A 25,011-nucleotide genomic window follows, 5' to 3' on the forward strand; every position below is an offset into this window, starting at 1 on the left:
TCAGACAAACGTAAAAAACCACCTGCGGGAGAAAAACAAGTGTTTATTAAAGAAATTGAATTTGTCAACTTCAAATCCTTTGGAAGACGGGTCAAGATCCCGTTTTACGAGGGGTTCACGGCAATTTCGGGACCCAACGGCAGCGGAAAATCCAATATTATTGACGGGATCCTCTTCGCGCTCGGCCTCTCCGGTTCCAAAACGATGCGTGCCGAAAAATTGACGGATTTGATTTTCAACGACGCAAAATCCAAGCAGCCTGAATTCGCTCAGGTGACGATTACTTTTGACAACTCTGACAGAAAAGCGCCGGTGGAAGCGGACGAGTTTGAAATTTCAAGAAAAATCAAGCAGACTAAATCCGGTTATTACAGCTATTTTTATTTCAACGGCAAAGCGGTCAGTTTAACGGAAGTTCATGAATTGCTCGGCAAAGCCGGCGTGACGCCTGAAGGCTATAACGTCGTGATGCAGGGCGATATTTCTCAAATTACCGCGAAAATGAGCCCGACCGAACGCCGCAAAATCATTGATGAAATTGCCGGCGTTTCCGAGTTTGACGAAAAGAAACAAAAGTCTCTTGCCGAACTTGATATTGTCAAAGAGCAGATCGAAAAAATCGACATTATCGTTGAAGAAGTCAAAGCGCAGTTGGAGCGCCTGTCATCGGAAAGAGAACACGCGCTGAAATACAGAACGCTTCGCGAGCAGAAGCAGAAGTATGAAGGTTATTTGATTTTATCCAAATTAAAAGACGCGAAAATCGAACTGGCGAACGTTGAAAATGAGATTTTAAGATACGAAACGCTCGCCGCAGAAACCGAAGAAAAAATCAAAGAGCGCGAAGACGAGCAGACGGAAGCAGAGTCCGAACTTGCCGCGCTCAACACTGAAATTCGTCAAAAAGGCGAAGACGAGCAGATTCAAATCAAAACGGAAATCGAAGAAATCAAAGGACACATTTCACGCGCGAGAGAAAGTATCGGCGTTTTAGAGCGTGAAGAAAGCGGTTTTGAATCCAAGCGCCGCGATCTTTTTGTCAAAATCGACACGCGCAAAAAGGAAATCGAAGAGCAGGAAAATACGCTTGCCGAGGAAAAAAGGAAAGAGGATGCTGTTTTAAAAGAACAGTCCGACAGAAATACGGAAAAAGTGATTCTGACTTCCAAAATTGCCGCAATTGACAAGAAATTCGCCGAGCAGACTTCTGTTTCCAATCAGAAACGAGAAGAACTCGAAGAACTCAAAAATGAAAAGAATCAGCTCATTCGCGACGAAGACCGCGTAACAGACGCGCTGCGCCGCAAAGCTTCGGAAATCAAAGACATTGAAGATGAAATCACCGAAGCAAAAGACAACGCGAAAAACGCAGAGAGCGACACGAAAATTGCGGAATATGAAATTTCAAAATTACAGGATGAATCCGACAAACTCAAAAGAGATTTAGACGACTTGGAATCTGCCGAGAAACGCATGGAAGATGACAAGAAAAAAATGGAAGAGGAAGTCGCCGTCAAAGAACGCGAATACGGCGTGATTGAAGCCCGCGTCCGCGCAACGGAAGTCGGCAGCACTTATTCTCACGCTGTTGAAGAAATCTTAAAAGCGTCCAAACGCGAAGACCTTTACGGCATCATCGGCGCTGTCGCCAACTTGGGACGCGCGGATCAGACTTATTCAAAAGCGCTTGAAATCGCTGCCGGCGGCAAGATGCAGGCGATTCTCGTGGAGACCGATGCCGACGCGGAACACGCGATCAACTACCTGAAGCGCAAAAATCTCGGGCGCGCAACGTTTTTGCCGCTCAACAAAATGGAGCGCAGAAGAAACCTTCCCGATTTACAAGACAGTGTTCCCGGTTTTGTCGGCTACGCTGTTGATTTGATTGATTATGAGCCGGAATACGAACCGGCTTTCTGGTACGTTTTCAGAGACACAGTGATTGTTGACACGCTTGAAAACGCGAGACGCTCCATCGGGCGCTACAGAATGGTGACGCTTGACGGCGATACGCTTGAGAAGAGCGGCGCAATGGTCGGCGGCTCGGTCGCTCAGAAATCACGCATCTCATTTGCGGCGTCGGAACGCGACCGGTTAGACACGCTCGGCGCCGATATCCGCGCCATTTACAACAAACGCGGCGAATTGATCAACAAGCTGACAGACATCAATACGAAAGTGACCGACGCGAACAAGCGAATTGCGGCCATTTCAAACGAAGTTTCCAAAATGGAAATGCGTGTTGAAGAAATCAAAAACCGCGAAAGCCGTTTGACGGAAGTTTTGGATTCCAAGCAGAGCAGTTTGGATGAACTCGGCGCTGAGCGCGAGCAGCTTAAAAAGGAAATGAATGAAATCATTGAAAAGCGTTTAGCAAAAGAAGAAGTTCAAAAGGAGCTTGAAGCCGAAATTCAAAAGATTGAGGCCGAACTCAACAATCCCGAATTGGAAGAGCTTCGCAGAAAATCGCAGCGCATCGACGATGAAATCGACCGCTTGAAAGAGCGTCTCGGCGACATCAAATCCGACATGAACGCCGTAGAGCTTGCGAAAAAGCATGCCGAAGAAGTGATCGAAGAGACGAAAGCGGAACTTGAAGAGCTTGAAACGAAAAAGCGTTCCGGAAAAGACAATATTGCAGCGCTTCAAGCTGAAATCGACAAGTACGAAGAGCAGCAGAAAAAGAATGAAGCGCGCGAACTTGAAATTTCAAATGAATTAAAAGATTTGCGCGACAGACGCGAATCTTTGGAACAGAAAGCAGATGAAGCGCGTAAAAGATTGGAAAAGATCCGTTTCTCTTACGAAGAAGTCAAACGCCATAAAGACACGTCTTTCCTGACGAAACAGACGCTTGAGAAGCAATATATTAATTTGACACAAGAAGTGGCGGAGCGCGGATTGGACGCGGCCGGCGCTGATGAAGATATTCCCTCTTATCAAACCGTTTACATTACGATCGAATCTTTGGAAAAAGAAATGGAATCGCTTGAGCCGGTCAACATGCGCGCGATTGACGAGTACGATTCTGTCAATGAGCGTCAGGAAGAATTGGTCGGCCGCCGCGACACGCTGTTTAACGAGCGCGAAGAACTTCTGACGAGAATCGACCAGTATGAGCAGCTGAAACGCGAGACGTTTATGGAAGCGTACAACGGCATCAACGAAAACTTCACGCAAGTCTTTTTTGAATTGGCGGACGGTCACGGCGAGCTTATACTGGAAAATCCGAATGATCCGTTTGCCGGCGGCATGACGCTTCACGCGCAGCCGAAAGGCAAAAACATTCTGCGTTTGGAAGCGATGTCCGGCGGCGAAAAGAGTTTGACCGCGCTTGCGTTTATTATTGCGATTCAGGGATACAGGCCGGCGCCTTTTTACGTTTTCGACGAAGTCGATCAGAACTTGGACGGCTGGAACGTGGAAAGAGTTGCGGCGCGTGTTGAAAAATCCGCGAAGATCGCTCAGTTTATCGTGATTTCTCTGCGTAAACCGATGCTTGAGCAGTCCGACAGAATTATCGGCGTCACGCAGCTTGAAGGCACAACCAGTATTACGGGGGTGAAATCGGCATGAGTTCTGAAATCAATTCGATTCCGAAAAATGAGGAAACGGAAACTTTTGTGGAAACAGAAACTTTTACAGAAACAGAAGTTTTCGAAGCGGAATCTTATGAAGAAATGGAAATGAGTGAAAGAAGCGATTTCATTCTCGGCGAAAATGACAACGCGAAATCTTATTTCATTGATTCGCTCGGCGACAGTTTAGCCGACAGCGGCATTAATGTTGACACGCTTGATTTTTCATCTTTTATCGGCAACGAGCCGATTGAAATTTTGGTCGAACTTGCAAAGAACGGCAAAATCGATCCGTGGAACATTGATATTGTTCAAGTGACAGATACTTTCCTTAATAAAATCGAAGAGCTTCAGCAGATGGATTTGCGCATTTCCGGGCGAACGCTTCTTTATTCCTGCGTTTTGCTTCGTATGAAATCGACGGGACTCTTCCAAGAAGAAGAGGAAGTTTTGGAAGACCTTTATGATATTGAAGAGAATTATGAAGAAGAGTTTGATATCAACGAATTCAATATGCCGCTTCTTCCGGTTCGAAGGTCTGCGCGCCGCCCGGTGACGCTGAAGGAATTGATTGACGAGCTTAAAAAAGCGGAAAAAGATGTTGTCAAAAGAAGAGAACACATTCGCGCTGAAGGCACCCGCCGTTACATTGATGTTGAACTGACGACGGAAGACGTGATGAATATCGCGCATGACGAAGCGATTTTAAAGAGAACGGGAACGCTTTTAGAAATCTTGAAACATTATTTCAAAAAGCAGGAATATGTCACATTAGATGAAATTTACAGGCTTGAAGGCGCCGATAAAATCATGGATTACATTACGCTTTTATTCTTGGCGGCGATGAAAGAAGTCATGCTTTATCAAAAGGAAATTTACGGAACGCTTTATGTGTATCCGTTCGACGAAGCTGTTCTTGAAAACAGAGTTGAGGATATTATCGAAGACACGCTTCCCGAAACGGCGGAAGCCGAAGCCGGCGAATGAATTAAACTATCAAAAAATAATCAAAAAAATAAAAAAACCAATGTATCAAAATTATCAATAAATAGAAACGTGTTGTCGGGTTTTCAAAACAAAATGAAATCCGAGCCGTTCGCGCGCGGCGGCTGCCGCCGGCAAAAACGATGTAATCAAAAAACGATGTAAAAATGTATTGACGATTGAATCGACTGAGTATTATGACAGAGGAAAACACTGCAAAACAAATTATTGAAGCCGCCTTATTTGCTGCCGGCAGCACGGTGACGGTTGAAACTCTGATGAAAATTTCAGGCCTTTCCAAGAAGGAAATCACGCGTCTTGTCACGGAGCTGAGGGAAGATTACGCGGCGCGCGGATCGGGCATTGAAATCGCCGATTTGGCGGGACGGTTTGTCATGCAGATCAAGCCGGAATTCGCGGAAAAAGTCAAGGATGTCGCGCCGAAAGAATTGACGTCTCCGCAGTTGAAAACGCTTTCAATTATTGCGTATCATCAGCCGATTACAAAAGCGGAAGTCGTTGAAATGCGTGGCGGCAACGCTTACGAACATATCAATGAATTGCATGAGCGCGGTTTAATTGATCTCAAACCGCACGGTCGTACGAAAATGATGACGACGACGAAATTGTTCGCGGAATATTTCGGAATCGCATCGAATGATTCGGCCGATGTCAGAAATAAGATGGTTGAAATTTACCGCGCGCAGGGCGGGCAGAGCGACATTTCAAGTTTCGGTTTCAGAAAGAGATTGGCCGTTACGGAAATGTATGAGTCTGTGATGCGTATGTGCGGCATTACAAATTATAAAGTTGTGAATCCGTATCAACCGAGTGAAAATGACTTGAAGATTTTGGAAGAGACGGATATTTTGATCATGGCAAAGGGTTACGCCGATAAATTACAGGATTTAAATCCGCCTTACGGCGGCACAGTTCTTGAAATGTCTTCAACGACTTTCAGTGATTTGATTGAAGATATCAGAATGATTGAAAAAGAACTCGGCGAAGACTTTACGCGTTTCGGGAAATTGTCCAAGAAAGAAGAAAATCTGAATGATTTGAAAGAGCTTCTGGAAATTTACCGCAACAAAGCGCTGATGGTCAAATCCAAGGCGAGCCCGGCAACGGAAATGTCGGCCAAACTTTTAGGCGAACTCGGAATCGGCTTGGCGGTTGACGGAATTGTTGTGTCTCCGGATTACGGCACGTCAAGCGGCGGCAAAAAGGTCAAGAAAGGCGAAGTGACTTTCCCGACGCATAAAAACCAGTCCGGCAATTTGATCAAGCGCGTTTGCGAAAAATATGACGCGGTGATCGGCGGTCTTCGCGAAATTGATAAATCGGAAAAAGCGGGGAAAAAAGAGAAGAAACAAGAAGCTGAAAACGCGAGTGAAGAATAAATAAATTGGACGAAATTTAAAAACAGCCGCTTGCTTCAGTTTTCAATTCATAATTTTAAATTTTATTTTCTTCAATTTTTTTATTTTTTAATTTATTTCAATTTATTTTTTAATTTATTTCAATTTATTTTTCATTTAATTTCAATTTATTTTTCATTTAATTTCAATTTATTTTTCATTTAATTTCAATTTATTTTTCATTTAATTTCAATTTATTTTTCATTTAATTTCAATTTAATTTCAATTTAATTTCAATTTAATTCTCGTTTTAATTCTTTCATTTTACGTATTCATTGTGATTTTTGTTTGATTGTTATTTTATTCATTTTTCATCATTTATTTTATTTTCTATATCTTTTTATTTGACTTATTGCACCATATTTCTAAAAGAATTGAGTTATCAATAGAATATCGTTTTTGATAACAGTGCCGGAAGGCATTGTGAAAAATCTGAATTTTCGATAAAACAGAATCGGTTGAAATTATATAAATAAAAATAAAATAGAATGAAAAATAAATTAATATATTTGACTAAAATAAGGCGACCGTATTACAATAAATCATTCAATATAAATCATAAATTATTGAACCACATTAAAGAGAAATCATATAGATAATCTATAGAAGGTATATTCTATTGAGTTTAAGATATATATGTTGACTGATGAGTAAAATAGTGATGTGACGAAAACAGGAAGTAACATCATGATATTTGTTGGGAAAAACAATCAGCAAAGATTGCATATATTCGTTTTGCTGACATTGGCGACTGCAGTTTGTTTTGCAGGCGTTGCCGAGGGAAAGGAAATCACAGGGGATTTCAACAAACCTGAAAACGGGTTCGATGTCGGTGAAATGGAAATCGGAAAAAGAACGGAAAAAGAAACAGAAAAAAACGGATTTGAAGAAAACGAGGATGAAATGACAGAAGCGGATTTGACTGAAATTGATTCGGCGGAAGCTGAATTGAAAGAAGCTGAATCGGCAGATGTTTATCATTCTCAAAACGTATATTTCACGGAAGATGACAAACGCTATGTTGTTGTCTATTCGAACAATACATATGTTTCTTTGACCCGAAACGATAAAGCTGAAAACAAATCGGAAGAGGAAGTTTGTCAGTTTTTGTAGTCGGATTCTACAGATGAAAATATTTACGTGAACAATGAGTATGTTTGTGTCAATTATGCGTCGGATTTGACATCGGCGGCTGAGCAAACCGGAATTAAATGCGGATTTGTGCTGCTGACATTCGGCAAAGACACGATCAGTCATACACTGAATGTTTTTGTTTTAGAAGACGGTCGAACCATGTACGTTGACACGACGGGGTCAACCGATTATCCGGGAGCAGACCGCTGCTTCTTTGATTTGGAACTCGGCGATGAATACGAAAACATGGGAACGATATACAACATCTATGAATTCTGGTAAATTCCGGAAATTCATGTAACCAATACACCGGCAATCGTCGGCAGCGATGAAATTAATTTTGAACTTTTGAAAAAGTGAAAAAATTAAAAACAAAAAATGAACAAAATTAAAAATTAACTTCACCGCTGAATATTTTTTAATAATTTTTTAATAATTTTTTAATAATTTTTTAATAATTTTTTTAATAACTAATCCGATTATTTTTTTCAATAATTTATTTAATCTGTGAATTCCTTTTTTGATTATGTACGAAGTTGAAGTGAAAGTCAGAATGCCGCACGCTGAAATGAAAAATGATTTGATTGAAAGCGGAGCTGTTTTTTCGGGAACGGAAGAACAAAAGGACACGTATTTTAATTCGCCTGACCGCGACTTTGCAAAAACGGATGAAGCGCTTCGAATCCGCAATGTCAACGGTGAAGGCGAACTGACTTATAAGGGAAAAAAGATCGACAAGGTTTCTAAAACAAGACCGGAATACAACAGTCCTGTTGATGCCGATGAAATGGAACAAATTCTTCTCGCGCTCGGCTATTTTGTTTCGGGCGCCGTGAACAAGCGCCGCGAAGTTTACAAATGGAATCGTTTCACGATCGGTTTTGACGATGTGGAAGGGCTTGGGGAATTCGTTGAAGTTGAAAGTGATTTAAGAGACGCGTCGTCGGGAACGGAAATTCAAAATGAAGTCAAACGCATTTTTGAATTTTTGGGAAAATACGGTTTGTCCGAAAAGGATTCGATCACAACGTCTTATTTGGAAATGGTTTTGGAAAAACAGAAGAAATAAAAAATAATTGAAGTTCAGGCAGAAAAGGAACAGGTGACAGGAATGGTGAAAAAATCATTAAAACTTTTGTCCGTTATGTTTTTGTGTTTGATTTTAACGGCAGCCGCGTTCGGCTGTTTGGGTTCAAAAGAATATACAATCGAAGGAAAAATCATGACGGAAGACGGATCTCAGCCGTTTGAGAATTCACGAATTTATATTGAACTCGTCAACATAACGGATTCTGAAAATCATGTCATCATGGAACGCCTGATATTGGAAAACGGCTCTCAAGTGAATTACAGATATACGCTGACGCATGACAACGTTTTGGACCCGAAAGGCATCTACACGATAACGGCGCTCGTTGACATGGACAGCAGCGGAAACCTTACCACAGGTGATTACGCGTCCAAGCCGATTTTCAGATTGGAGCCGAACATGGTAGAGCAGCCGTTTGACATTTATGTTTATTTGAACGAATAAAATTAGATGGGGGGGAAGAGGCAGTCTGCCTCGGACAAGTGCTGCTCCGAGACGGTCTTTTGCTGCCGCTTCCTGCCAGCCCCTGCTAAGCGGAACAGTCTGCAACTGTCTTTTGCTGCCTTTCGCTTGCAGTTCGGTGCGGTGCCGCGCGAATCGCACCATTTTTCGTTTTATTTTTTAAATTATTTCCCCATTTTTATTTTATATTCAGCGAAATTATCGTCCCGTTTATTTTGATTTAATATTTGATTCTGTTCAATCAACTTTTAATTCGTATGGAAAGAATCCGTCAAGTTCCGATTTTAATTTTGAGAGATAAAAACTGAAATTGAATTTTTGATTCAGCGCGGGAAGAATCCGCCAAGTTTCGATTTTAATTTTGAGAGATAAAAAACTGAAATTGAATTTTTGATTCGGCGCGGGAAGAATCCGCCAAGTCTCAATTCCCTTCGCTACGCTGCGGGAATTTCGACTTGCGGGGACGTTACTCGGACTTTTCATTTAATTTTAATCAAAAATCAAACATCAATTTTATAAAATATAAAACAAAAAACGAACGCCGTTTTTCTTTGAAAAGATAAATCTATTTTAAGTTTTTAAAGGGCGTTCGGGTTTATCGAAAATTAAAGAAAATGGATGTTTGAATTTGTTCGAAAATTGAAATGAAAAAGTAAAATACCGCCCCTCAATCGACGAGTTTTTGAGCGAAGCGAAAAAAGGAGGAGATTGAGATTCTAACCATACGTCGACAAATTTTCGTATTCCGAATTTAATTTTGAGAGATAAAAACTGAAATTGAATTTTTGATTCGGCGCGGAAAGAATCCGCCAAGTCTCGTTTCCTCGCTCTGCTCGGAAACTCAACTTGCGGGGGCGGTATTCAAGATTTTCATTTGTTTTAATCAAAAATCAAACATCACTTTTATAAAATATAAAACAAAAAACGAACGCCGTTTTTCATAAAAAATAATTTTATTTAAGGTTTTAAAGGGCGTTCGGGTTTATCGAAAATTAAAGAAAATGGATGTTTGGATTTGTTCGAAAATTGAAATGAAAAAGTAAAATACCGCCCCTCCAACGACGCGTTTCCGAAGCGCAGCGGAGGAAAGAAGGAGTTGGAGATTCTTTCCCATCCGAAACAAAACCAAAAACAACTGATTTTAATTGCTTTTCTGCTTCTGCCACAAACTTTTGCCGACCGCCGCATCGCGCGAGCCGCACAACTTTTCAAGAATGAGCAAATGAAAAAAAATCGCGGTTTAAATTAAAAACAAAAAAGAAAAGATTTAATTTTCGTTTTTATTGACATCCGTCTTTGATTCGTCTTTTGTTTCGATATTTATATCGGAATCCGTTTTTGTTTCAGCTTTTGTTTCAACTTTAGTCTCAGTTTTTGTCTCAGCTTTTGATTTTTCATTTAAAAGTGAATTTTGAAGAATATTAACGCTCGGAATAATAGCAATAATAAAACCGACCATAGATCCGATTTTGGAAACGGCGTAGATTCTTTCCTGCTTGGCAAGTTCGTCGGCCGGCAGGTCTCCTGCTTCCAAATGCCGGTCTGCCGAATAAGCAAAAATCGTTCCGGCGATAAGAATAAGGATGCCGACTGCGACAATCACATAAGATCTTGAGGCTGAAAAATCTGAAACGGATGAATTTTCTGACATTGAAACGTAATATTGAATGAATGATTATAAACATTTGCAAGACTTCAATTGAAGTTGTTTATTGAATGAAACTTTAAATTATCATTAAATAATTTGGGAATCAGGCGAGTATTTATTAGAGGGCAGCTATTACAGACAACAATTATTTATCCCATAATCCTGTTTAGGAAGTTGATTAATATTTACCGCATGATATTAAATTATATAAAATAAAAACTAAATTTTTTAAAAACCTTAACGGCGCGTGTAAAAAATGGCTTCAAATATTCCGAATGTTGAAGATATCATGGTCAAAAATGTGGCCAGTGCAACGCTTCCCGGCTCCCGAGATGAAGTTTTGAGTATTCTCAAAGACAAGAAAGTCTCAGGCGTTCCGGTATTGAAAGATAACAAAGTTGTCGGTATCGTTTCAAGAACAAACATTCTCAAAAACCCCGAAGAAGAACAGCTGGCTTTATTGATGACCAGAAACCCGATTACGATTCAAGTCGGCGCATCATTGAAGGAAGCAGCCCGCCTCCTTTACGAAAAGAATATCCGCCGTCTTCCGGTCGTTGATGAAAACGGTCGCCTGGAAGGTTTGATCACAACCGCCGACGTAATCGGCGCAATCGCGGATTTTGACATTGAAACGCCGATCGGCGACTTCTTGTCATCTCACGTTTATGTCCTTTGGGACCAAACCCCGCTTCCGGTCGTTTCTATCTCAATGGACCTCGCCGATGTGAAAGCGTGCCCTGTCATTGATTCAAATTTGAATCTCGTCGGCATCATTTCCGACAGAGATGTCGTCGGCTCAAGCATCATTGAAGACCGCGTCGAAAAGTCCGACATGTCCGCCGGTGACGACGATGACAGCTGGACTTGGGAATCCATGCGCGACACGATGAGTATTTATTACAGCGTTTCCAGCGTGAAGCTCCCCAACGACAAATTCGCAAAAGACATCATGGTTTCGGATTTGATTTCCGCGACCAAAATTTCAACCGTCAGCTCCTGCGCCCGCAAAATGAAACGCGCCAGAATCGACCAGATTCCGGTCGTCGACTCGGACGGCAAATTGGAAGGTATGCTGCTTGACCGCGATCTTTTGATCCCGCTGATTCACATGGAAGAATGAAGCGTTTGCTTCATTTCTTTTTAACTTTATTTTTGTTTATTTTTTAATTTTTCTTAAATTTAGATTCGATTAATTCAATCAATAATTCGTTAGGTCAATTCATTCATCAATTCATTCAACTCATTTTACGGATTCGATTCTGTTTTTAAAGGAGATTCAATATGATTCCGCCGACAAAACGCCCTTATATTTTCATTAATTCCGCCATGTCTGCCGACGGCAAGCTTTCGACTTTTGAGCGCAAGCAAGTGAAGATTTCGGGCAAAATGGATTTTGACCGCGTTGACGAGCTGCGCGCGGAAACGGACGCGATCATGGTCGGCATCGGCACCGTATTGGCGGACGACCCGAGCCTGACTGTCAAATCGGAAGAGAGGCGTGAGAAGCGCGTTGCTGCAGGAAAAGAAGAAAATCCGATTCGAATTATTGTGGACAGCAAAGCGCGCACGCCGCTTGACGCCGACATTTTTAAGAAAGGAAAAGGCAGAAAAATCATTGTCGTTTCCAAATCTGCCGCTGCCGAAAATAAAGAAAAAGTTGACGCGTTTTCAAAGATGCCGGAAACAAAAGTTATTGTCGCCGGAATTGACCGCGTAAATCTTGAAGAAATGGCTGTACAGCTCAAAAACGAAGGAATTGACCGACTGATGGTCGAAGGCGGCGCAGCGCTCAATTACGGGCTGATTTCGACCGGAATCGTTGATGAGTTAAAAATATTTGTCGGCAATTTGATCATCGGCGGGAAAACGGCACCGACATTCGCCGACGGCGACGGTTTTTCGGAAGAAAAAATTAAGAGATTGACTTTGGAGTCGGCAGAAAAAATTGAAGACGGGATTTTGCTGACTTGGAAAGTGAAAAACGAAGATTAAAAACGAATTAAAATAGAAAAAATAAATAGAAAATGACGGAACAAATAAAACATAACAGATTCATAAATCTAAAACATGTCAAAAATATTCACTTTTCTTTTTTTAACAATCATAATCAGCGCAGCATTATTTTCTTCGGGATGTTTATCGGATAAACAAGAAGACTCTGAAGAAGAAATAATTGTTCTTCGAGAATATCGCTTGGCTCAATTTACCGGCGATTTATATTTGCTCTTTAGTTTTACCGAAGACACTGAGACTGAAAGTTGGCTGTTGGAGGCAAATCCCGAAGGAATTGTGTTTTGTGATGATATGGGTCATATTATACCCGAATCTTTCTCAATTGAAAAAGAATCCATAAGATATCCGTCAGGCCCGCATTTATGGAATTTTTCCGGTCAAAAAAATGGAACGGTTGAATTAGACTTTAAATTGACAGATTTATCGGATAAATTCGTTAAAGAAGAATTTATTTACCAAATCGAAGTCGCTGAAAATAATCGAGTAATGAAGCTTCTTTCAGTTCTGCAAGTCAAAACAATCAATAATCCTTTGGAAACAGGATTGAAAATTGAAGAAAACAAAACTGTTAACATAACACTTGAAGAACAGCTTGACTCTGCCGGAGAATGGATTTTAGAAACAGTTGAATACGGAAAGCTGAAAATGATAAGCGAAGAAACATTCATTTCAGAATCCGGTGAAACAAATATTCACAACTGGAAATTTGAAGGAGAAACGCAAGGCAGTGTACGGTTGACTTATCGGTCAAATTGGTCTGAAACGGTAAAATGTGAAATTCATTATGATGTTTATATCAATGAAGACATGACGATTGAGCTTATAAATGCTGAATATAACAAATACACATATGAGTAAAAACAAAAAGGGAAGAATAAAAAACAAGGTAAAAATGATTAAAAATTAAGCAAATGTAAATAATTAAAAAATAAAAATGGAATCAAAAGGATTGAATTTACAATCCTTCTTCATAAATTTTCATCAATTCAACAAAACAGGCCGCTGCGGTTTCAACGCCGCCTTTGGTTTGCGACATTGTAATCCGCGGCAATTCTGTAACATCTGCTAAATATTCTTTAGATGTCATTTGTGTGCCGATTCCTGCGGGGAAGCCGAGAACCAAATAAGGCAGACCGCCGCGTTCGGCCATTCTGCAAACGCTTAAGAGAGCGGGATCGTCTTTGCCGATGATGACGATTGATTTTTTAATTTCGTCTTTTAAAATCATGAAACCGGCCATTGATTTTGAGATATTGTGGTTCTTTGCCATTTCTTCCGCTTTCGGATGTTCGGCAACGCAAATGATTTCGGGGATTTTAAGGATGACTTTTTTCGCGGATTTATCGGAATCAAAGCCGCCGCGCGGTTTTTCAATCATTGCCTTTTCGTTTTCTTCCTGAATTTTGGAAAGAATCGCGGCGCGCATCAGCGGCGTGTCGACGTAAACGACGGAATCGTTTTTGAAAGCTTTTAAAGCCGCGGCGACCGGATGCATTTTGAAAACAAGAAAACGTTTGTAATCAATGTCGCCCGAAACTTCCGTACAACTCTTCCGGATTCTGTTTTCGTTTACATCATCGTGAAGTTCGTTAAACTCTTCCGGCTTTTTTTCCTTTTTCGGCGTCGGCATCGGAACGTGCTGAAGCCGATCATATATTTCACTGATGCTGATTTCAATATCTTTTTGATCTTCACCGGACATTTTTGACACCTTTAAGATGTAATTAAGTGTGAGTTTTGAATTTTAAGCGTATTCGTAAAAACGATTTATCTTAATGCAAGTAATGTGCAATATGCTTGATAAATAATCGCCCAATTATTAAAAACTATTCTGAGACAGTTCAATTCGGAAAAGAACGGACAAATTGAGAATTTAAAGAGAAACGAGGGGAGAAGAATCGAAAAGGATTTAAAAAACTGTGCGGTTCGCGCGCGGCGGGCGATTCGCGTGAACGTGAACATCGGCGACGGCAGAAAACAGATTGACAGCAGCAACAGCAAAAAAACGGGCAGCAGCAACAGCAAACAAACAGGCAGCAGCAACAGCAAACAAACAGGCAGCAGCAACAGCAAACAAACAGGCAGCGGCAACAGCGAACAAACAGGCAGCGGCAACAGCAAATAGACGGGCAGCGGCAATAAAAAAATGTTTTTAATTTTCATTTCGTACGGGAAAGAATCTCCAACTCATCATTTCACTCGCTTCGCTCATGAAATGCCTCGTTGGAGGATCGGTATTTCGTCTTTTCTTCAATTTTTGGATAAAACCAAACATCGGTTTTCTTTAATTTTTGATAAACCCGAACGCCCATTAAAACCTTAAAATAAAATTATCCTTTCAAAGAAAAACGGCGTTCGGTTTTTGTTTTAGATTTGATAAAACCGATGTTTGATTTTTGAAAATAAATTATGAAATTCAAATGCCGCCCCCGCAAGTTGAAATTCCCGCAGCGTAGCGAAGGGAATTGAGACTTGGCGGATTCTTCCCATACGAATAAAAAATTGACTCACCGAAACAAAATTTAAAACAATAAACATGAATCAGTAAATTGACGATTCTGAAATAAAAACGGAGAAATGAATTTGAAAAGAATATGAAAAATGATGCAACTCGCGCGGGCGCAGCGGCACGCAATGGAACAGCAGTAAAAAGAAAAGAAAGAAAAATAAAAGAATAAAAGGAAAGAATAAAACAAAAAAGAAAAAACGAGATTAAGCGTCTGATTCTGTTCCGTCGCTTCTGACAATCAATACCTGCTGTTTGGCGCTTCTGACGACTTTTTCGGAAACGCTTCCGAGAATCAGTCTTTCAATTGCTTTTTTACCGGTTGCGCCGACGACAATCAAATCGGCGTTGACCTGATTGGCGTATTGAACGATTTCCTGTGCGGCGGCGCCCGACAAATTGACGGTGTCAAAATCAACGCCTTCTGCACCTGCTCTGTCGCGAACGAATTCAAATGCCGCTTCCGCTTCGATTTTAAGATTTTCTGCGACCATTTCCCATTCGACGCTGGTCGGCGTGATATTGGAAACATCGGAAACATAAACCGCATAAAGTTTTGCGCCGGTCAGTTTTGCCAATCCGACAGCCGCGTTAATGGCTTTTTTTGCATATTCCGTTCCGTCCGTTCCGACAACAATTGTGTTATAGAGATTTCCTGTCATAACCCGAGCATCCTGTATGAATTGTTTTTCCGAATTTTTAATTGCTGAAAGTTTAATTGCGAATTTTAAATCCGGACAAAAAAATAAATAATTAATAATAAAGAGTGAGACATCGAATATAAAATTGATTCTTTTAAAATGAACTCTAATTCTTCAAATAATTTTTAATGCTTCAAATTAATCCTTCAAATTAATTCTTCAAATTAATCCTTCAAATTAATCCTTCAAATTAATCCTTCAAATTAATCCTTCAAATTAATCCTTCAAATTAATTCTTCAAATGATAAATAAATGATAATAAATGATAATTCTTTAATTTGGATTATTAAACAATTCCTAAAATATCATCGGCTCGCGCGCGCCTGACAAATCCGGCCAGCGGGTCTTTGACATGCTTCAAATTCAAAGATTTTGAATTTAAAACCATCATATCCGCCTTTTTGCCGACTTCAATCGACCCCGTGAACCGGCAGCCGAGCGCTTCGGCGCCGTTGGAAGCAGCCATTTTAAAAAGCGTCGCATCAGTGATGCCGTAAATTTTTGACAGGAAATGAAGTTCTTCAAACATATCGGGCGAATTGAGCATGACATTGTCCGTTCCGATACATACCGGAATTCCTTCATCAAGCATGCTTAAAATCGGCGGCAAACCGACGCCCGTTACCAAATTGGAGCGAACGCAGACCGCAATCGGAATTTCAGAGTCGGCAGCAGCTTTCAAATCCGAATCTTGTGCGTGCGTCATATGAATAAGCAAATCGGGATCCAAAGCAAGCGCCGATTCGATGTCGCTTCGATCTTTTTCTCCGGCATGAATTGCCAGCCGTTTTCTTTTGGACTGCGTTTTTGCGGCAATTTTTGCCAAAACATATTCATCGACATCATTTGTGCCGCTGACACCGATACCGTCCGTGATTTCAAGCAAATCTCTGAGTTCGTCCAAAAATGAATTCGATGTCGTGAAATCGGAATCATTGTTTGAATTATTTGAATATCCTGATAAAGTCGGGCGCCCGAAAATAACGGGATGAATATCGCGCCCGGCGTTTTTAGAAGCTTCAATTAAAGCGGCGGCGCCTTTTATTCCGCCTTCTCGGAAATCGGCGAAAACGGAAATGCCGTTTTGATACATATCCCAAATGGCGGATTCCATTGAACTGATCGCGTCTTCCGTATTCAGGCCGGCTAAAAATTTGTGTTTCAAACCGTTCGGCGGCTTGACGAGTGAATCTAAATCTCTTTTGTACGCGTACGGCTTGACTTCGGGGCCGAGCGGCGGATCTTTCAAAAGCGTGTCTCCGATATGCGTGTGCGCGTTGATAAAGCGCGGAACGATCCAGTTTCGGGATTTCAGGTGCGAGCCGCTCGTTTCTTCAATTTCTTGGATGATTCCGTTTTCGATGTAAACGTTTCCGTAAATCAAATCGGGCTCCGTTCCCGCAAAAATCAAACCTGAAACGACGCGGTCATAATCGCCGCCGTAATCGCCGTAACCGTCTTGAGCGGTAAATTTGGGAAAGTTGTCAGCCGTTTCACTTCGTCTTTCTTTTTCGGTCCGATCAATAATCTCAAGAAGCCGAACAAAATCGGAGTCATCAAAGCCTGACATATATAAAATTCCTCAAAATTCAAAGTATCAAAGAATCAAAAAATTCAAAAATCCAATCAAATCAAAATAATCATTAAACAAATTGTTAAAACACTAAAGACTGAATATTAAAACACCAAAGACTGAAACAATTAAAAATTAAAATCAAAAACGTCAAACAAATTATTTATCCTTTGCCCGTCTTTTGGAAATGTCGCATTGTATAGGTCCCGGCATGAGAATCTGGATAACGCTGTCTGTGATTGTTCGGACAACCCCAATGCGGTACAATAATCCGTGCGGAAATGCCCTTTGCGAGGGAAACCTGAGACGATTTTGAGGATTACCGGAAGAGATGAGTCATCGGGTGTTAGTAAAGGGCGACAGCACATCATTATGGATTTAAAATTAATTTTTCATATTTGTTTTCCATATTTGTTTTCCATATTTGTTTTCCATATTTGTTTTCCATTTTCACATTCATTTTATTTTTCACTTTCATTTTTCATTTTTATTCTTCATTTTTATTCATCACGTCCACTCTCCATTTTTCATTCAACTCCGATTCAATTTAATGAAAAATATATTTTCAGCCTTCTGATTTCGTTTATAAACTTTTGCATTTTGAAAAAATCGAACGGTTTATTGTCTTTGAAGAAAATCTCACCAAACCTGAGGTGAGAACTTGATAAAAACAAAATCAAACAAAATGTCAAAACAACCAAATCAAATGAAGAAAGCAAATCTAACAAATCAATCAAATCAAATAAAAAAGACAAAGAATACCCGATTTTTAATAATTCTATTGATACTTGCTGCTCTTTTAACGGGAACAGCAACCATTGCTTTCGCCGAAACGGAACAATCCAATATTGTCATCAGTGACGCGGTCGCGCCGATGAAATTGGAAGTTGATTCGAATTCAAACAGCGCTTCCGAAACAAAAACAGTGACTCTAATAAACACAGGCGAAACAGCAACGGAATATGTGGCTTACGTTGAACAAACGAGCGGCAAAACAAACCCGAACTCCAATTTTGAATTATCAAAATCAAAAATAACGGTTCAGCCGGGCGAATCTTATCAATTGGAAATTTCAATTCCGATTCAATCCGTTAATCCGAATTCGGAAGAATACAAATTAAAAATAATTCGAAACCCGGATACTCAAACACCCGTCGGTTATATTATTCCGATTATTTTTGCAGGAGAAAACGGCGGAACAGGAAACGTTTCAAAAGGCGGCAGTTCATCGGGATCGGCGGCATCCGTTCAAAACCAAAACCAAAATCAAAACGGAAGCGGAAACGGAAGCAATAATAGCGAAAACAAATCCGGAATGAACTCGGAATCAAACGAAAATGAAAATAAAGAAGCATTTTCGAATGAAAAAGAAACAAAAGAAAACAGTCTGATTAAATTAGTCGGAGTTGTAATTCTTCTATTGATTGTGTTATTGGTTATCGTCGGAATAATTGTTCGAAAAGAAATGAAATCGGAACCAAAATCGAAATTCAATAAAAAATAAAAAACAGATTGCAGCTGAAGAAAATTTCAGACAAACCCAAACATCCATTTTCTTTAATTTTCGATAAACCCGAACGCCCTTTAAAACCCAAAATCTAAATCAAATTTTGGAAGAAAAACGGCGTTCAGGTTTTTTTTTGGATTGAATGAAAAACGATGTTTGTTTTTGAAGAAGATTAAATGAAAAGTTCAAACGCCGCCCCCGCAAGTTGAGTTTCTGAGCGAAGCGAAGAAACGAGACTTGGCGGATTCTTTCCACGACGAATAAAACATCACATTACAACTGCTGCTTTTTTAATTAAAACCAACCAATCGGAGACTGCAAATTCGTCGACGTATGGTTAGAATCTCCAACTCCTTCTTTCCTTCGCTGCGCTCCGGAAACGCGTCGTTGGAGGAGCGGTATTTTGGCTTTTAATTTTAATTTAGAAAATTAATTGAAACATCATTTTTCATCAAAATTATTCAAAACGGAACGCCTTCTTTTATCGAAGTCTAAAACATTTTGATTAAGGTTTTATCGGGCGTTCAAGTTCACCGATTTTGAAAATTGGATGTTTAGGTTTTATCTCGAAACAAAATAAAAATGCAGGACAAGTTTGAAAATATTAGAAAAATGGAGCAGCTCGCGCGCGGCGGGCAGCACAAAAAAGAGAAAATGAAAAAAAATAAAAGGAAAGAAGAAAAATTGAAAAAAGAAAAAATTGAAAAAAAGAAAAAATTGAAAAGAAAAAGAAAATAAAAGAGAAAGGAAAGGAAAAACCCTTTCACTTATCCTTTTTTGATTTATCTTTAACTTTATCTTTTGTTTTGTCTTTGGTTTCTTTCATTTTCGCCAAAAACTTCTTCGCATCCGTTTTCACATCCGCTGCCATATCATTTTGGCGCCGGAACTGCGACATATCCGGTCGCGGCGGAGGCGCACCGGGCGACTCTTTCTCACGCTTGTCATATTCTTCATGCAAACGCTTCAACTCTTTGATTTCGACCACGCGGCGGTAAATCACTTCGGCGAGGAAAATAATCAGCGCCAAAAGCAGCAGGAAAACATTGAAACTGACAGCTTCACGAGTCTGATAAGTCGTCGTGTCACCGTTGTTTTGAATGTAAAGCGCTTTTGCCTGAGCAACCGTGTAAACATTTCCGCCTGTCGATTCAACCAATTTACGGAAATCGCCGTACACGCCGATGTCGCGGAATTCCAGCGGATAATTAACCGTCACAGGATAGCCTGAAATATTAAACGTCCCCGTTCTGTTGAAAGTCAATTCCGCCGTATAAACGCCTTCCGACTCCATCGTCAGCAAAATTCTTTGATCATCCAGCGTCAAAACGGGAACGCCCTCATCATACATCTGAACGCGCAGCGTCACCGGTATGCCGACAAACGCATCCGGACAATCGATCACAAGACCGCTTTCCTTATTCGGATCGCCCATGACCCAATTCGTCGTCGCCGATATGATTTTTGTCCCCGGCGCCGTATAAAGCTCCGAAGCCCAATAATTACCGTTGCCGACGCCGTTATCAGTTGTCAAAGCAGCAACGCGTCCCAGACCGTAACGCCAAACCGTCAGAATCGGAGAACCGTCGCTTGCAATCAGCAGCTTGTCCGACCCCGCTTTCGGCGTGACACCGTTGTAGCCGCTGACATTCGTTCCGCTGATATTAACGCCCTGAACAATGAAATGCCTCGGATTGGAAATGTAAAGACCGGATTCCGTCACATTTTCATTCGGATTTTCAACTTCGCCGAACATCTGAGAGAAGTTGGGATAAATCGGAAGACCCTGATTGGATTCAACATAAACGCCGTCGCCTTTGTAATTACGCATCAAAGATTTCGCGTAAATGTTGCCGCGGGAATCATTGAATTGATCCGGACGCTTAGAACCGCTCGTATAAAGATTCATGAAAAGCATCGTTGCGCCGTATTTATCAGCCTGATTCGTTGCGCGGAGCAATTCATTATAAGTTCTCTGATTCAGCAGATTGCCGTCAGAAATAATAATGACGAGCGGCTGCCCCGACCTGTTTTCCATAATCGGAAGCGCATTATCAAACGTGTGGACCAAATCAGTCTGGCCGTCACCCGTTTTCAAATCTTCGATCTCTTTTTTAAGAGCCTGAGCTTCCGACGGATTTCCGACAAAATAGAACTCGCCCGAATCATTACGAGACTGGTCGCCGATTGTGAAATAAGTAATATTCGCTTCCTTGAAATAATCGCTTTCAATGATATTGATCGCCGATTTTTTGATATTTGACAAAATCGACTCGTTGTTAGCTGCAAACGAACTGGCGCTGTCAGAAACGTCAATGAAAAGATAAACATCCTGAATGCCTTCCCAGTCCGACGGAACGGAAACGACCGGAAGCAGCTTTTCAAACGATGTATCCAAATAGGAATGACCGACCGGATAATCAAAAGAAGTCTTGCCGCCGACAACCATCAAACCGCCGCCGTCTGAGACATACTCTTTCAAATAAGCGACATCGGATTCAGTCAAATTGCCGATATACACATCATCTAAAACAACCGTTTTCGTGCCGGCAAGCGCCTCACCCAAATTGTCGCCGAAAACCGTTAAATTTTCAACAACAGTCACATTGTAAAGAGAACCGACCACTTGCGTTAAAGAAGCGCCGGATTCGGACGTGACAACAATCACGTTCGGCTTCTCAATCGCATAAATCGATTTTGTGAAAACATTATTAACTGTATCGGTATCCGCCGAAGATGTCAAAGTCGCTTCAAGCGTGTGCGCGCCGAGATACATAAAGCGTGTCTGGAAATAAGTCGTCTTTTCCTGTTCGCCCTCTTCCATCGTCATCGTTTCATTCAGAATCGTATTGTTGTTCTGTTTGATGACATAAGTGTAAGTGACGGAATCGGTCCCGGCCTGGCGGACCGTAATGCCGAACTCCTGCGTGTTGCTGTAAATAACAGATTTGTCGCCCGTGAGTTCGATGCTCAAATCATTTTGAATCAGTGTCGGAACAACGGCTGACACAGTCGTATTCGTCTGAACCGCAACGTCAATGCCTTCTTCCAGCGTTTGCCCGAGATTGCTGTTGCCGTCAGACACCAATATGATTTGATTCCTGCCGTCCGCGTACTGAGCGACTTTTTCGCCGAGCGCCGTCGTCGTTCCCGAAATCGTATCATATTTGACTTGGAATTTATCCGAGAAATAATCGTAAAGTTCCTGACCGCCGCCGGTTTCGAAATATCCCATACTTGACGTATTGTCAACGACGAGAACCAAATCGGGATTCACATCCGTTCGCGTCACCGTCATAAACGAAATCGGGTTCGCCAAAGCGATAATCAGGATCACGGCAATAACGGCGCGTGAACTGACAAGAAGCTGCTGCTTTCTTCCGACCGCTTTTTTAAAGAAATAAAGCGCAATTAAAACGGCGGGAATGAGGAAAATCAATACCCAAGAATGATCAAAATACATTTAATTCTCCCTCCGTTTTCTGAGTAAATACAATTCTCTTAAAATGAACAGCATAATTACAACCATTGCCGCCATGAAAATATAAAGCAAATAATTATTGGATTCATTTGAAAATGATGTTTTATTTTCCGGTTCTGAATTTTCAGGTACAGAATTATCAAATCCGTCGGTTTGAGAAGTTGCGTCAAGAACTGGTGCTGTAACAGTTTCATTTAAAGTTTCATTTAAAACTTCATTATATTCTGAAGAATGGAAAATGAAATCGATGGGCAAACCGTAACTTGACTCCACGTAAATGCCTTCCCCCTTATAATTTCTCATCAATTTTTGTGCATAAATGTTGCCGCCCGAATCATTAAACCAATTTGGTCGTTTAGAACCATTTGTGTACAAATTCATAAAAAGAATTGTCGCGTCATATTCAGCAACCTGATTTGTCGCACTCAATAATTCGTTATATGTTATATGACTCACCAAATTGCCGTCTGAAAGAATAATGATGAGTGGTTTGTTTGATCTATTTTCCATGACGGGAATCGCATTGTTAAAAGTATTGATTATATCAGTCTGCCCATCCCCGGTTTTTAAATTTATAATTTCTGTTTTGAGTGCAGTCGCTTCACGGGATTTTCCAACATAATAAAATGTACCTTTATCGGAACGACCTGTATCACCAATTGTGAAATAAGTAATATTTGTATTGTTGAAATAATCATTATCAATGATGTTTACAGCTGATGTTTTAAAATTTGAAATAATAGGCTTAGCGTTTACACTCCATGCACTGGCACTGTCAGAGACATCTATGAAGATATAAACATCTTGAAATGTCTTGTCTGAAAAATTGTATACATCAACAAATTGAACAAGATCTGCATTAATATACGGATCTTTTGTAGCATCCTGGATAACAACAGAATGATAATACACATAAGGAGTTGCTGCAAACGCAATCGGATTCATCATAGAAACTGCCAATATCAATAAAATAAAAGCGCAAGAGAGATTTTTTAAATATTTCATTTAAATATCCCCCCGTTTTCTGAGCAAATAAAGCTCCAATATCATAAACAGCGCCGCGAGTATTGCGAAAATGTAGAACAAATTGGTCTTGATTTCATACTGCGTCGGCAATTCGCTGCCGTCATTCGCATTTTCAATACCGGACAAACGTTCCGTCAGCGTATTGGATTCTTTATCATTATACATATTCACGGCAACCTGCTTTTGACCGATCGTGTAAATGCCGACATGATCAAACAAAATGCGGTTTGTCGTGACATTGCCTTCCGGCGTCGTAATGACAGTTTCATTGGAAAGCGTCGTAATCGTTCCCGCTTTCACGTTGTAATCGGAAATGTCGCCGATGCCTGCGAAATAATCGGCAATGCGGATCCAAAAGACCGGAAATGCCGGGAAACTTGCAAAGTTATTCCACGCGTCGTCTCCGGGATGGTCATCCAAACCGAAATAGAAAACCGTGCCGTTCGTGTACGGACCGTAAGCCATGATCGGAACGCCTTCCATCGTCATAACAGGATAAGTCGTTGCCGTCAGGTCGCGCGTTTCTGCGTACAAATATGTTTTCATGTAAACGCTGTTCAAATCCAAATCACTCGTGAAATCACTGCCGATCGCGTAAATTTGAGTGCCGTCGATACTTGTAACGGTCGAATTGATACGAACCGGAAGCATTCTGGACATATTGACAGTTTGATTGACCGATTCCAAATAATTGCCCGCAACAAAAACCAAGTCGCCGCCGTTTGAAATATAAGTATGAAGTGAATCCACTTCCGTTCCCGTTAAAACACGATCACCCATGTTCACGACAACGAAACTGTAATTTTGAGACAATTCTTCCGGAACTTCATCCGTATTCGTCACCGTCAATTCGGGAATCAGCTCAAGCGCGATCTGAGACGGCAATCCGGTCGTATCCGAAATGTAAAGAACTTCAGCCGACTGCGTTCCCGGAATGGAGACATAAGCGTAATTGTCCGACTCAATCGCGTCACTCGTTGCGAGACGGATTTCCGTCGTTCCGCGGCTGACATTTTTGAAAACGAAAGTGTCGGCGCTGTCACCCGGGACGGAAACGGTCAACGGCGAGTAAACCAATTTAGACCCGTTTGGCAGCGTCGTTGTCACATTTGCGTAAACAGTCTTGACGCCGGTATCATAATTGCGGACCATGAAATGATAATTGTAAGTGCCGTTGGATTTTTCCAAGTAGCCGTTAATGATTCCCAAATTATTGCTTGTCGTTGAGCCGTACGGAACGAAAGTCACGTTTAAGCCGCTGCCGAGAAGGTTTTTCGCTTCAATCGGATTGAGACCGTCCCAAGCGGTAAAGTCGGACAGCACGTAAACGGAGCCGCCTTTTGCGGACAGCATGTTGGCAGCTGATGCCATGGCCGAGCCGATGTCTGCCGTCACCGCGCGCGTAGTAAGACTTTGAATCGCCCGCTCGGCATCTGATGCGCTGACGTTTTCGGCAACGATCACCGGCGTGGAAGACGCCAAAATGACAGTATTGACCTGACTGAGATAGCGCGGAGCATCTCGCTGCGCCTCGCCGAAGCGGTCGCCGGCCTGCATACTGGCAGAGCCGTCAATGATAATGACCGTCGTTTCGTCGCTGAGCGTGTCATAAGACAAAATGTAAGGGCCTGCCGCCGCAATCGCCAGTAGGATCAAAACGAGAAGCTGCACGATGAAAAGCGGATCTTTAACGATTTTTGTAATCGAAGAATAAATTTTTTCGCGCGATTCTTCCACTTTCATCAAAAACATGACGGAAGGCATGCTCACTTTAAAAGGTTTTGGAAGGAGCATGTAAAGAATGATCAGCGGAATAATTGACAAGAGACCGATTAAAGCCCACGGGAAAATGAAAGGAAGAGATGCCAATGAATCTGTAATTGCCAT

20 protein-coding genes are annotated in these 25,011 nt (G+C 41.2%); 12 read left to right on the plus strand and 8 right to left on the minus strand.

Annotated elements, in window-relative coordinates:
* Positions 1-39: 39 nt before the first annotated feature.
* From smc to MmiHf6_RS03420, 7 genes are all read left to right on the plus strand, one after another.
* Positions 40-3,576 (plus strand): chromosome segregation protein SMC, encoded by a 3,537-nt coding sequence (smc, locus tag MmiHf6_RS03390; protein ID WP_316558300.1) that lies wholly within the window; start codon positions 40-42, stop codon positions 3,574-3,576.
* Complete coding sequence (locus MmiHf6_RS03395; RefSeq protein WP_316558301.1) at positions 3,573-4,565, plus strand: segregation/condensation protein A; 993 nt, start codon at positions 3,573-3,575, stop codon at positions 4,563-4,565. Before smc ends, MmiHf6_RS03395 begins: the two co-directional genes overlap by 4 nt.
* A 194-nt stretch (positions 4,566-4,759) precedes the next feature.
* Positions 4,760-5,962, plus strand: coding sequence for an SMC-Scp complex subunit ScpB (gene scpB / locus MmiHf6_RS03400; RefSeq protein ID WP_316558302.1), 1,203 nt, complete (start codon positions 4,760-4,762; stop codon positions 5,960-5,962).
* Between the two features lie 705 nt (positions 5,963-6,667).
* Entirely contained in the window at positions 6,668-7,093 is a 426-nt protein-coding gene (locus MmiHf6_RS03405; RefSeq protein ID WP_316558303.1) for a hypothetical protein, read from the plus strand.
* 27 nt (positions 7,094-7,120) lie between these two features.
* A complete protein-coding gene (locus tag MmiHf6_RS03410; RefSeq protein WP_316558304.1) occupies positions 7,121-7,396 on the plus strand; it encodes a hypothetical protein in 276 nt (91 codons plus the stop codon).
* 244 nt (positions 7,397-7,640) lie between these two features.
* Positions 7,641-8,183, plus strand: coding sequence for a class IV adenylate cyclase (cyaB, locus tag MmiHf6_RS03415; protein ID WP_316558305.1), 543 nt, complete (start codon positions 7,641-7,643; stop codon positions 8,181-8,183).
* A gap of 42 nt (positions 8,184-8,225) precedes the next feature.
* Positions 8,226-8,648, plus strand: coding sequence for a hypothetical protein (locus MmiHf6_RS03420; protein WP_316558306.1), 423 nt, complete (start codon positions 8,226-8,228; stop codon positions 8,646-8,648).
* Between the two features lie 1,010 nt (positions 8,649-9,658).
* Here the strand turns inward: MmiHf6_RS03420 and MmiHf6_RS03425 are convergent.
* Together MmiHf6_RS03425 and MmiHf6_RS03430 are read right to left on the minus strand one after the other, a co-directional pair.
* Positions 9,659-9,832, minus strand: a complete 174-nt coding sequence (locus MmiHf6_RS03425) for a hypothetical protein (protein WP_316558307.1) — start codon at positions 9,830-9,832, stop codon at positions 9,659-9,661.
* A 101-nt stretch (positions 9,833-9,933) separates the two neighbouring features.
* Positions 9,934-10,317: a hypothetical protein gene (locus tag MmiHf6_RS03430; protein ID WP_316558308.1), complete on the minus strand. Its 384-nt coding sequence runs from the start codon at positions 10,315-10,317 to the stop codon at positions 9,934-9,936.
* A 253-nt stretch (positions 10,318-10,570) separates the two neighbouring features.
* Here MmiHf6_RS03430 and MmiHf6_RS03435 point away from each other — a divergent pair, with 253 nt between their 5' ends.
* The 3 genes from MmiHf6_RS03435 (at position 10,571) to MmiHf6_RS03445 (ending at position 13,188) form a co-directional block, all read left to right on the plus strand.
* Positions 10,571-11,437, plus strand: coding sequence for a CBS domain-containing protein (locus tag MmiHf6_RS03435; protein ID WP_316558309.1), 867 nt, complete (start codon positions 10,571-10,573; stop codon positions 11,435-11,437).
* Between the two features lie 161 nt (positions 11,438-11,598).
* Positions 11,599-12,309, plus strand: coding sequence for a 2,5-diamino-6-(ribosylamino)-4(3H)-pyrimidinone 5'-phosphate reductase (locus MmiHf6_RS03440; RefSeq protein WP_316558310.1), 711 nt, complete (start codon positions 11,599-11,601; stop codon positions 12,307-12,309).
* Positions 12,310-12,582: 273 nt separating this feature from the next.
* A complete protein-coding gene (locus MmiHf6_RS03445) occupies positions 12,583-13,188 on the plus strand; it encodes a hypothetical protein (protein ID WP_316558311.1) in 606 nt (201 codons plus the stop codon).
* Positions 13,189-13,285: 97 nt separating this feature from the next.
* Here the strand turns inward: MmiHf6_RS03445 and MmiHf6_RS03450 are convergent, their stop codons facing one another.
* Complete coding sequence (locus MmiHf6_RS03450; RefSeq protein ID WP_316558312.1) at positions 13,286-14,032, minus strand: precorrin-8X methylmutase; 747 nt, start codon at positions 14,030-14,032, stop codon at positions 13,286-13,288.
* Between the two features lie 246 nt (positions 14,033-14,278).
* Between MmiHf6_RS03450 and MmiHf6_RS03455 the strand changes: the two genes are divergently transcribed.
* Positions 14,279-14,455 (plus strand): hypothetical protein, encoded by a 177-nt coding sequence (locus tag MmiHf6_RS03455; protein WP_316558313.1) that lies wholly within the window; start codon positions 14,279-14,281, stop codon positions 14,453-14,455.
* 587 nt (positions 14,456-15,042) lie between these two features.
* Here the strand turns inward: MmiHf6_RS03455 and MmiHf6_RS03460 are convergent.
* Both MmiHf6_RS03460 and MmiHf6_RS03465 read right to left on the minus strand, forming a co-directional pair.
* Positions 15,043-15,498 (minus strand): universal stress protein, encoded by a 456-nt coding sequence (locus MmiHf6_RS03460; protein ID WP_316558314.1) that lies wholly within the window; start codon positions 15,496-15,498, stop codon positions 15,043-15,045.
* 325 nt (positions 15,499-15,823) lie between these two features.
* Positions 15,824-17,107: an amidohydrolase family protein gene (locus MmiHf6_RS03465; RefSeq protein ID WP_316558315.1), complete on the minus strand. Its 1,284-nt coding sequence runs from the start codon at positions 17,105-17,107 to the stop codon at positions 15,824-15,826.
* Between the two features lie 784 nt (positions 17,108-17,891).
* On the opposite strand from MmiHf6_RS03465, the gene MmiHf6_RS03470 reads away from it, so the two are divergent.
* Positions 17,892-18,614 carry a fimbrial biogenesis chaperone gene (locus MmiHf6_RS03470; protein ID WP_316558316.1) on the plus strand — a complete coding sequence of 241 codons (723 nt, stop codon included), beginning with the start codon at positions 17,892-17,894 and terminating at the stop codon, positions 18,612-18,614.
* Positions 18,615-19,380: 766 nt separating this feature from the next.
* Here MmiHf6_RS03470 and MmiHf6_RS03475 read toward each other — a convergent pair.
* From MmiHf6_RS03475 to MmiHf6_RS03485, 3 genes are read right to left on the minus strand one after another with little or no spacing between them, the layout of a single operon-like run.
* Positions 19,381-22,080, minus strand: coding sequence for a hypothetical protein (locus tag MmiHf6_RS03475; RefSeq protein WP_316558317.1), 2,700 nt, complete (start codon positions 22,078-22,080; stop codon positions 19,381-19,383).
* Positions 22,081-23,103 carry a hypothetical protein gene (locus MmiHf6_RS03480; RefSeq protein ID WP_316558318.1) on the minus strand — a complete coding sequence of 341 codons (1,023 nt, stop codon included), beginning with the start codon at positions 23,101-23,103 and terminating at the stop codon, positions 22,081-22,083.
* A complete protein-coding gene (locus tag MmiHf6_RS03485; RefSeq protein WP_316558319.1) occupies positions 23,104-25,011 on the minus strand; it encodes a VWA domain-containing protein in 1,908 nt (635 codons plus the stop codon).

The organism is Methanimicrococcus hongohii, from assembly GCF_032594095.1.
Lineage (GTDB): Archaea > Halobacteriota > Methanosarcinia > Methanosarcinales > Methanosarcinaceae > Methanimicrococcus > Methanimicrococcus hongohii.

Excerpts from the sequence above, each read along its gene's own strand:
- MmiHf6_RS03395 (WP_316558301.1), top strand. The coding sequence starts at position 3,573 with ATGAGTTCTGAAATCAATTCGATTCCGAAAAATGAGGAAACGGAAACT.
- scpB (WP_316558302.1), top strand. The coding sequence starts at position 4,760 with ATGACAGAGGAAAACACTGCAAAACAAATTATTGAAGCCGCCTTATTT.
- MmiHf6_RS03405 (WP_316558303.1), top strand. The coding sequence starts at position 6,668 with ATGATATTTGTTGGGAAAAACAATCAGCAAAGATTGCATATATTCGTT.
- cyaB (WP_316558305.1), top strand. The coding sequence starts at position 7,641 with ATGTACGAAGTTGAAGTGAAAGTCAGAATGCCGCACGCTGAAATGAAA.
- MmiHf6_RS03420 (WP_316558306.1), top strand. The coding sequence starts at position 8,226 with ATGGTGAAAAAATCATTAAAACTTTTGTCCGTTATGTTTTTGTGTTTG.
- MmiHf6_RS03430 (WP_316558308.1), bottom strand. The coding sequence starts at position 10,317 with ATGTCAGAAAATTCATCCGTTTCAGATTTTTCAGCCTCAAGATCTTAT.
- MmiHf6_RS03435 (WP_316558309.1), top strand. The coding sequence starts at position 10,571 with ATGGCTTCAAATATTCCGAATGTTGAAGATATCATGGTCAAAAATGTG.
- MmiHf6_RS03440 (WP_316558310.1), top strand. The coding sequence starts at position 11,599 with ATGATTCCGCCGACAAAACGCCCTTATATTTTCATTAATTCCGCCATG.
- MmiHf6_RS03450 (WP_316558312.1), bottom strand. The coding sequence starts at position 14,032 with ATGTCCGGTGAAGATCAAAAAGATATTGAAATCAGCATCAGTGAAATA.
- MmiHf6_RS03460 (WP_316558314.1), bottom strand. The coding sequence starts at position 15,498 with ATGACAGGAAATCTCTATAACACAATTGTTGTCGGAACGGACGGAACG.
- MmiHf6_RS03465 (WP_316558315.1), bottom strand. The coding sequence starts at position 17,107 with ATGTCAGGCTTTGATGACTCCGATTTTGTTCGGCTTCTTGAGATTATT.
- MmiHf6_RS03475 (WP_316558317.1), bottom strand. The coding sequence starts at position 22,080 with ATGTATTTTGATCATTCTTGGGTATTGATTTTCCTCATTCCCGCCGTT.
- MmiHf6_RS03480 (WP_316558318.1), bottom strand. The coding sequence starts at position 23,103 with ATGAAATATTTAAAAAATCTCTCTTGCGCTTTTATTTTATTGATATTG.
- MmiHf6_RS03485 (WP_316558319.1), bottom strand. The coding sequence starts at position 25,011 with ATGGCAATTACAGATTCATTGGCATCTCTTCCTTTCATTTTCCCGTGG.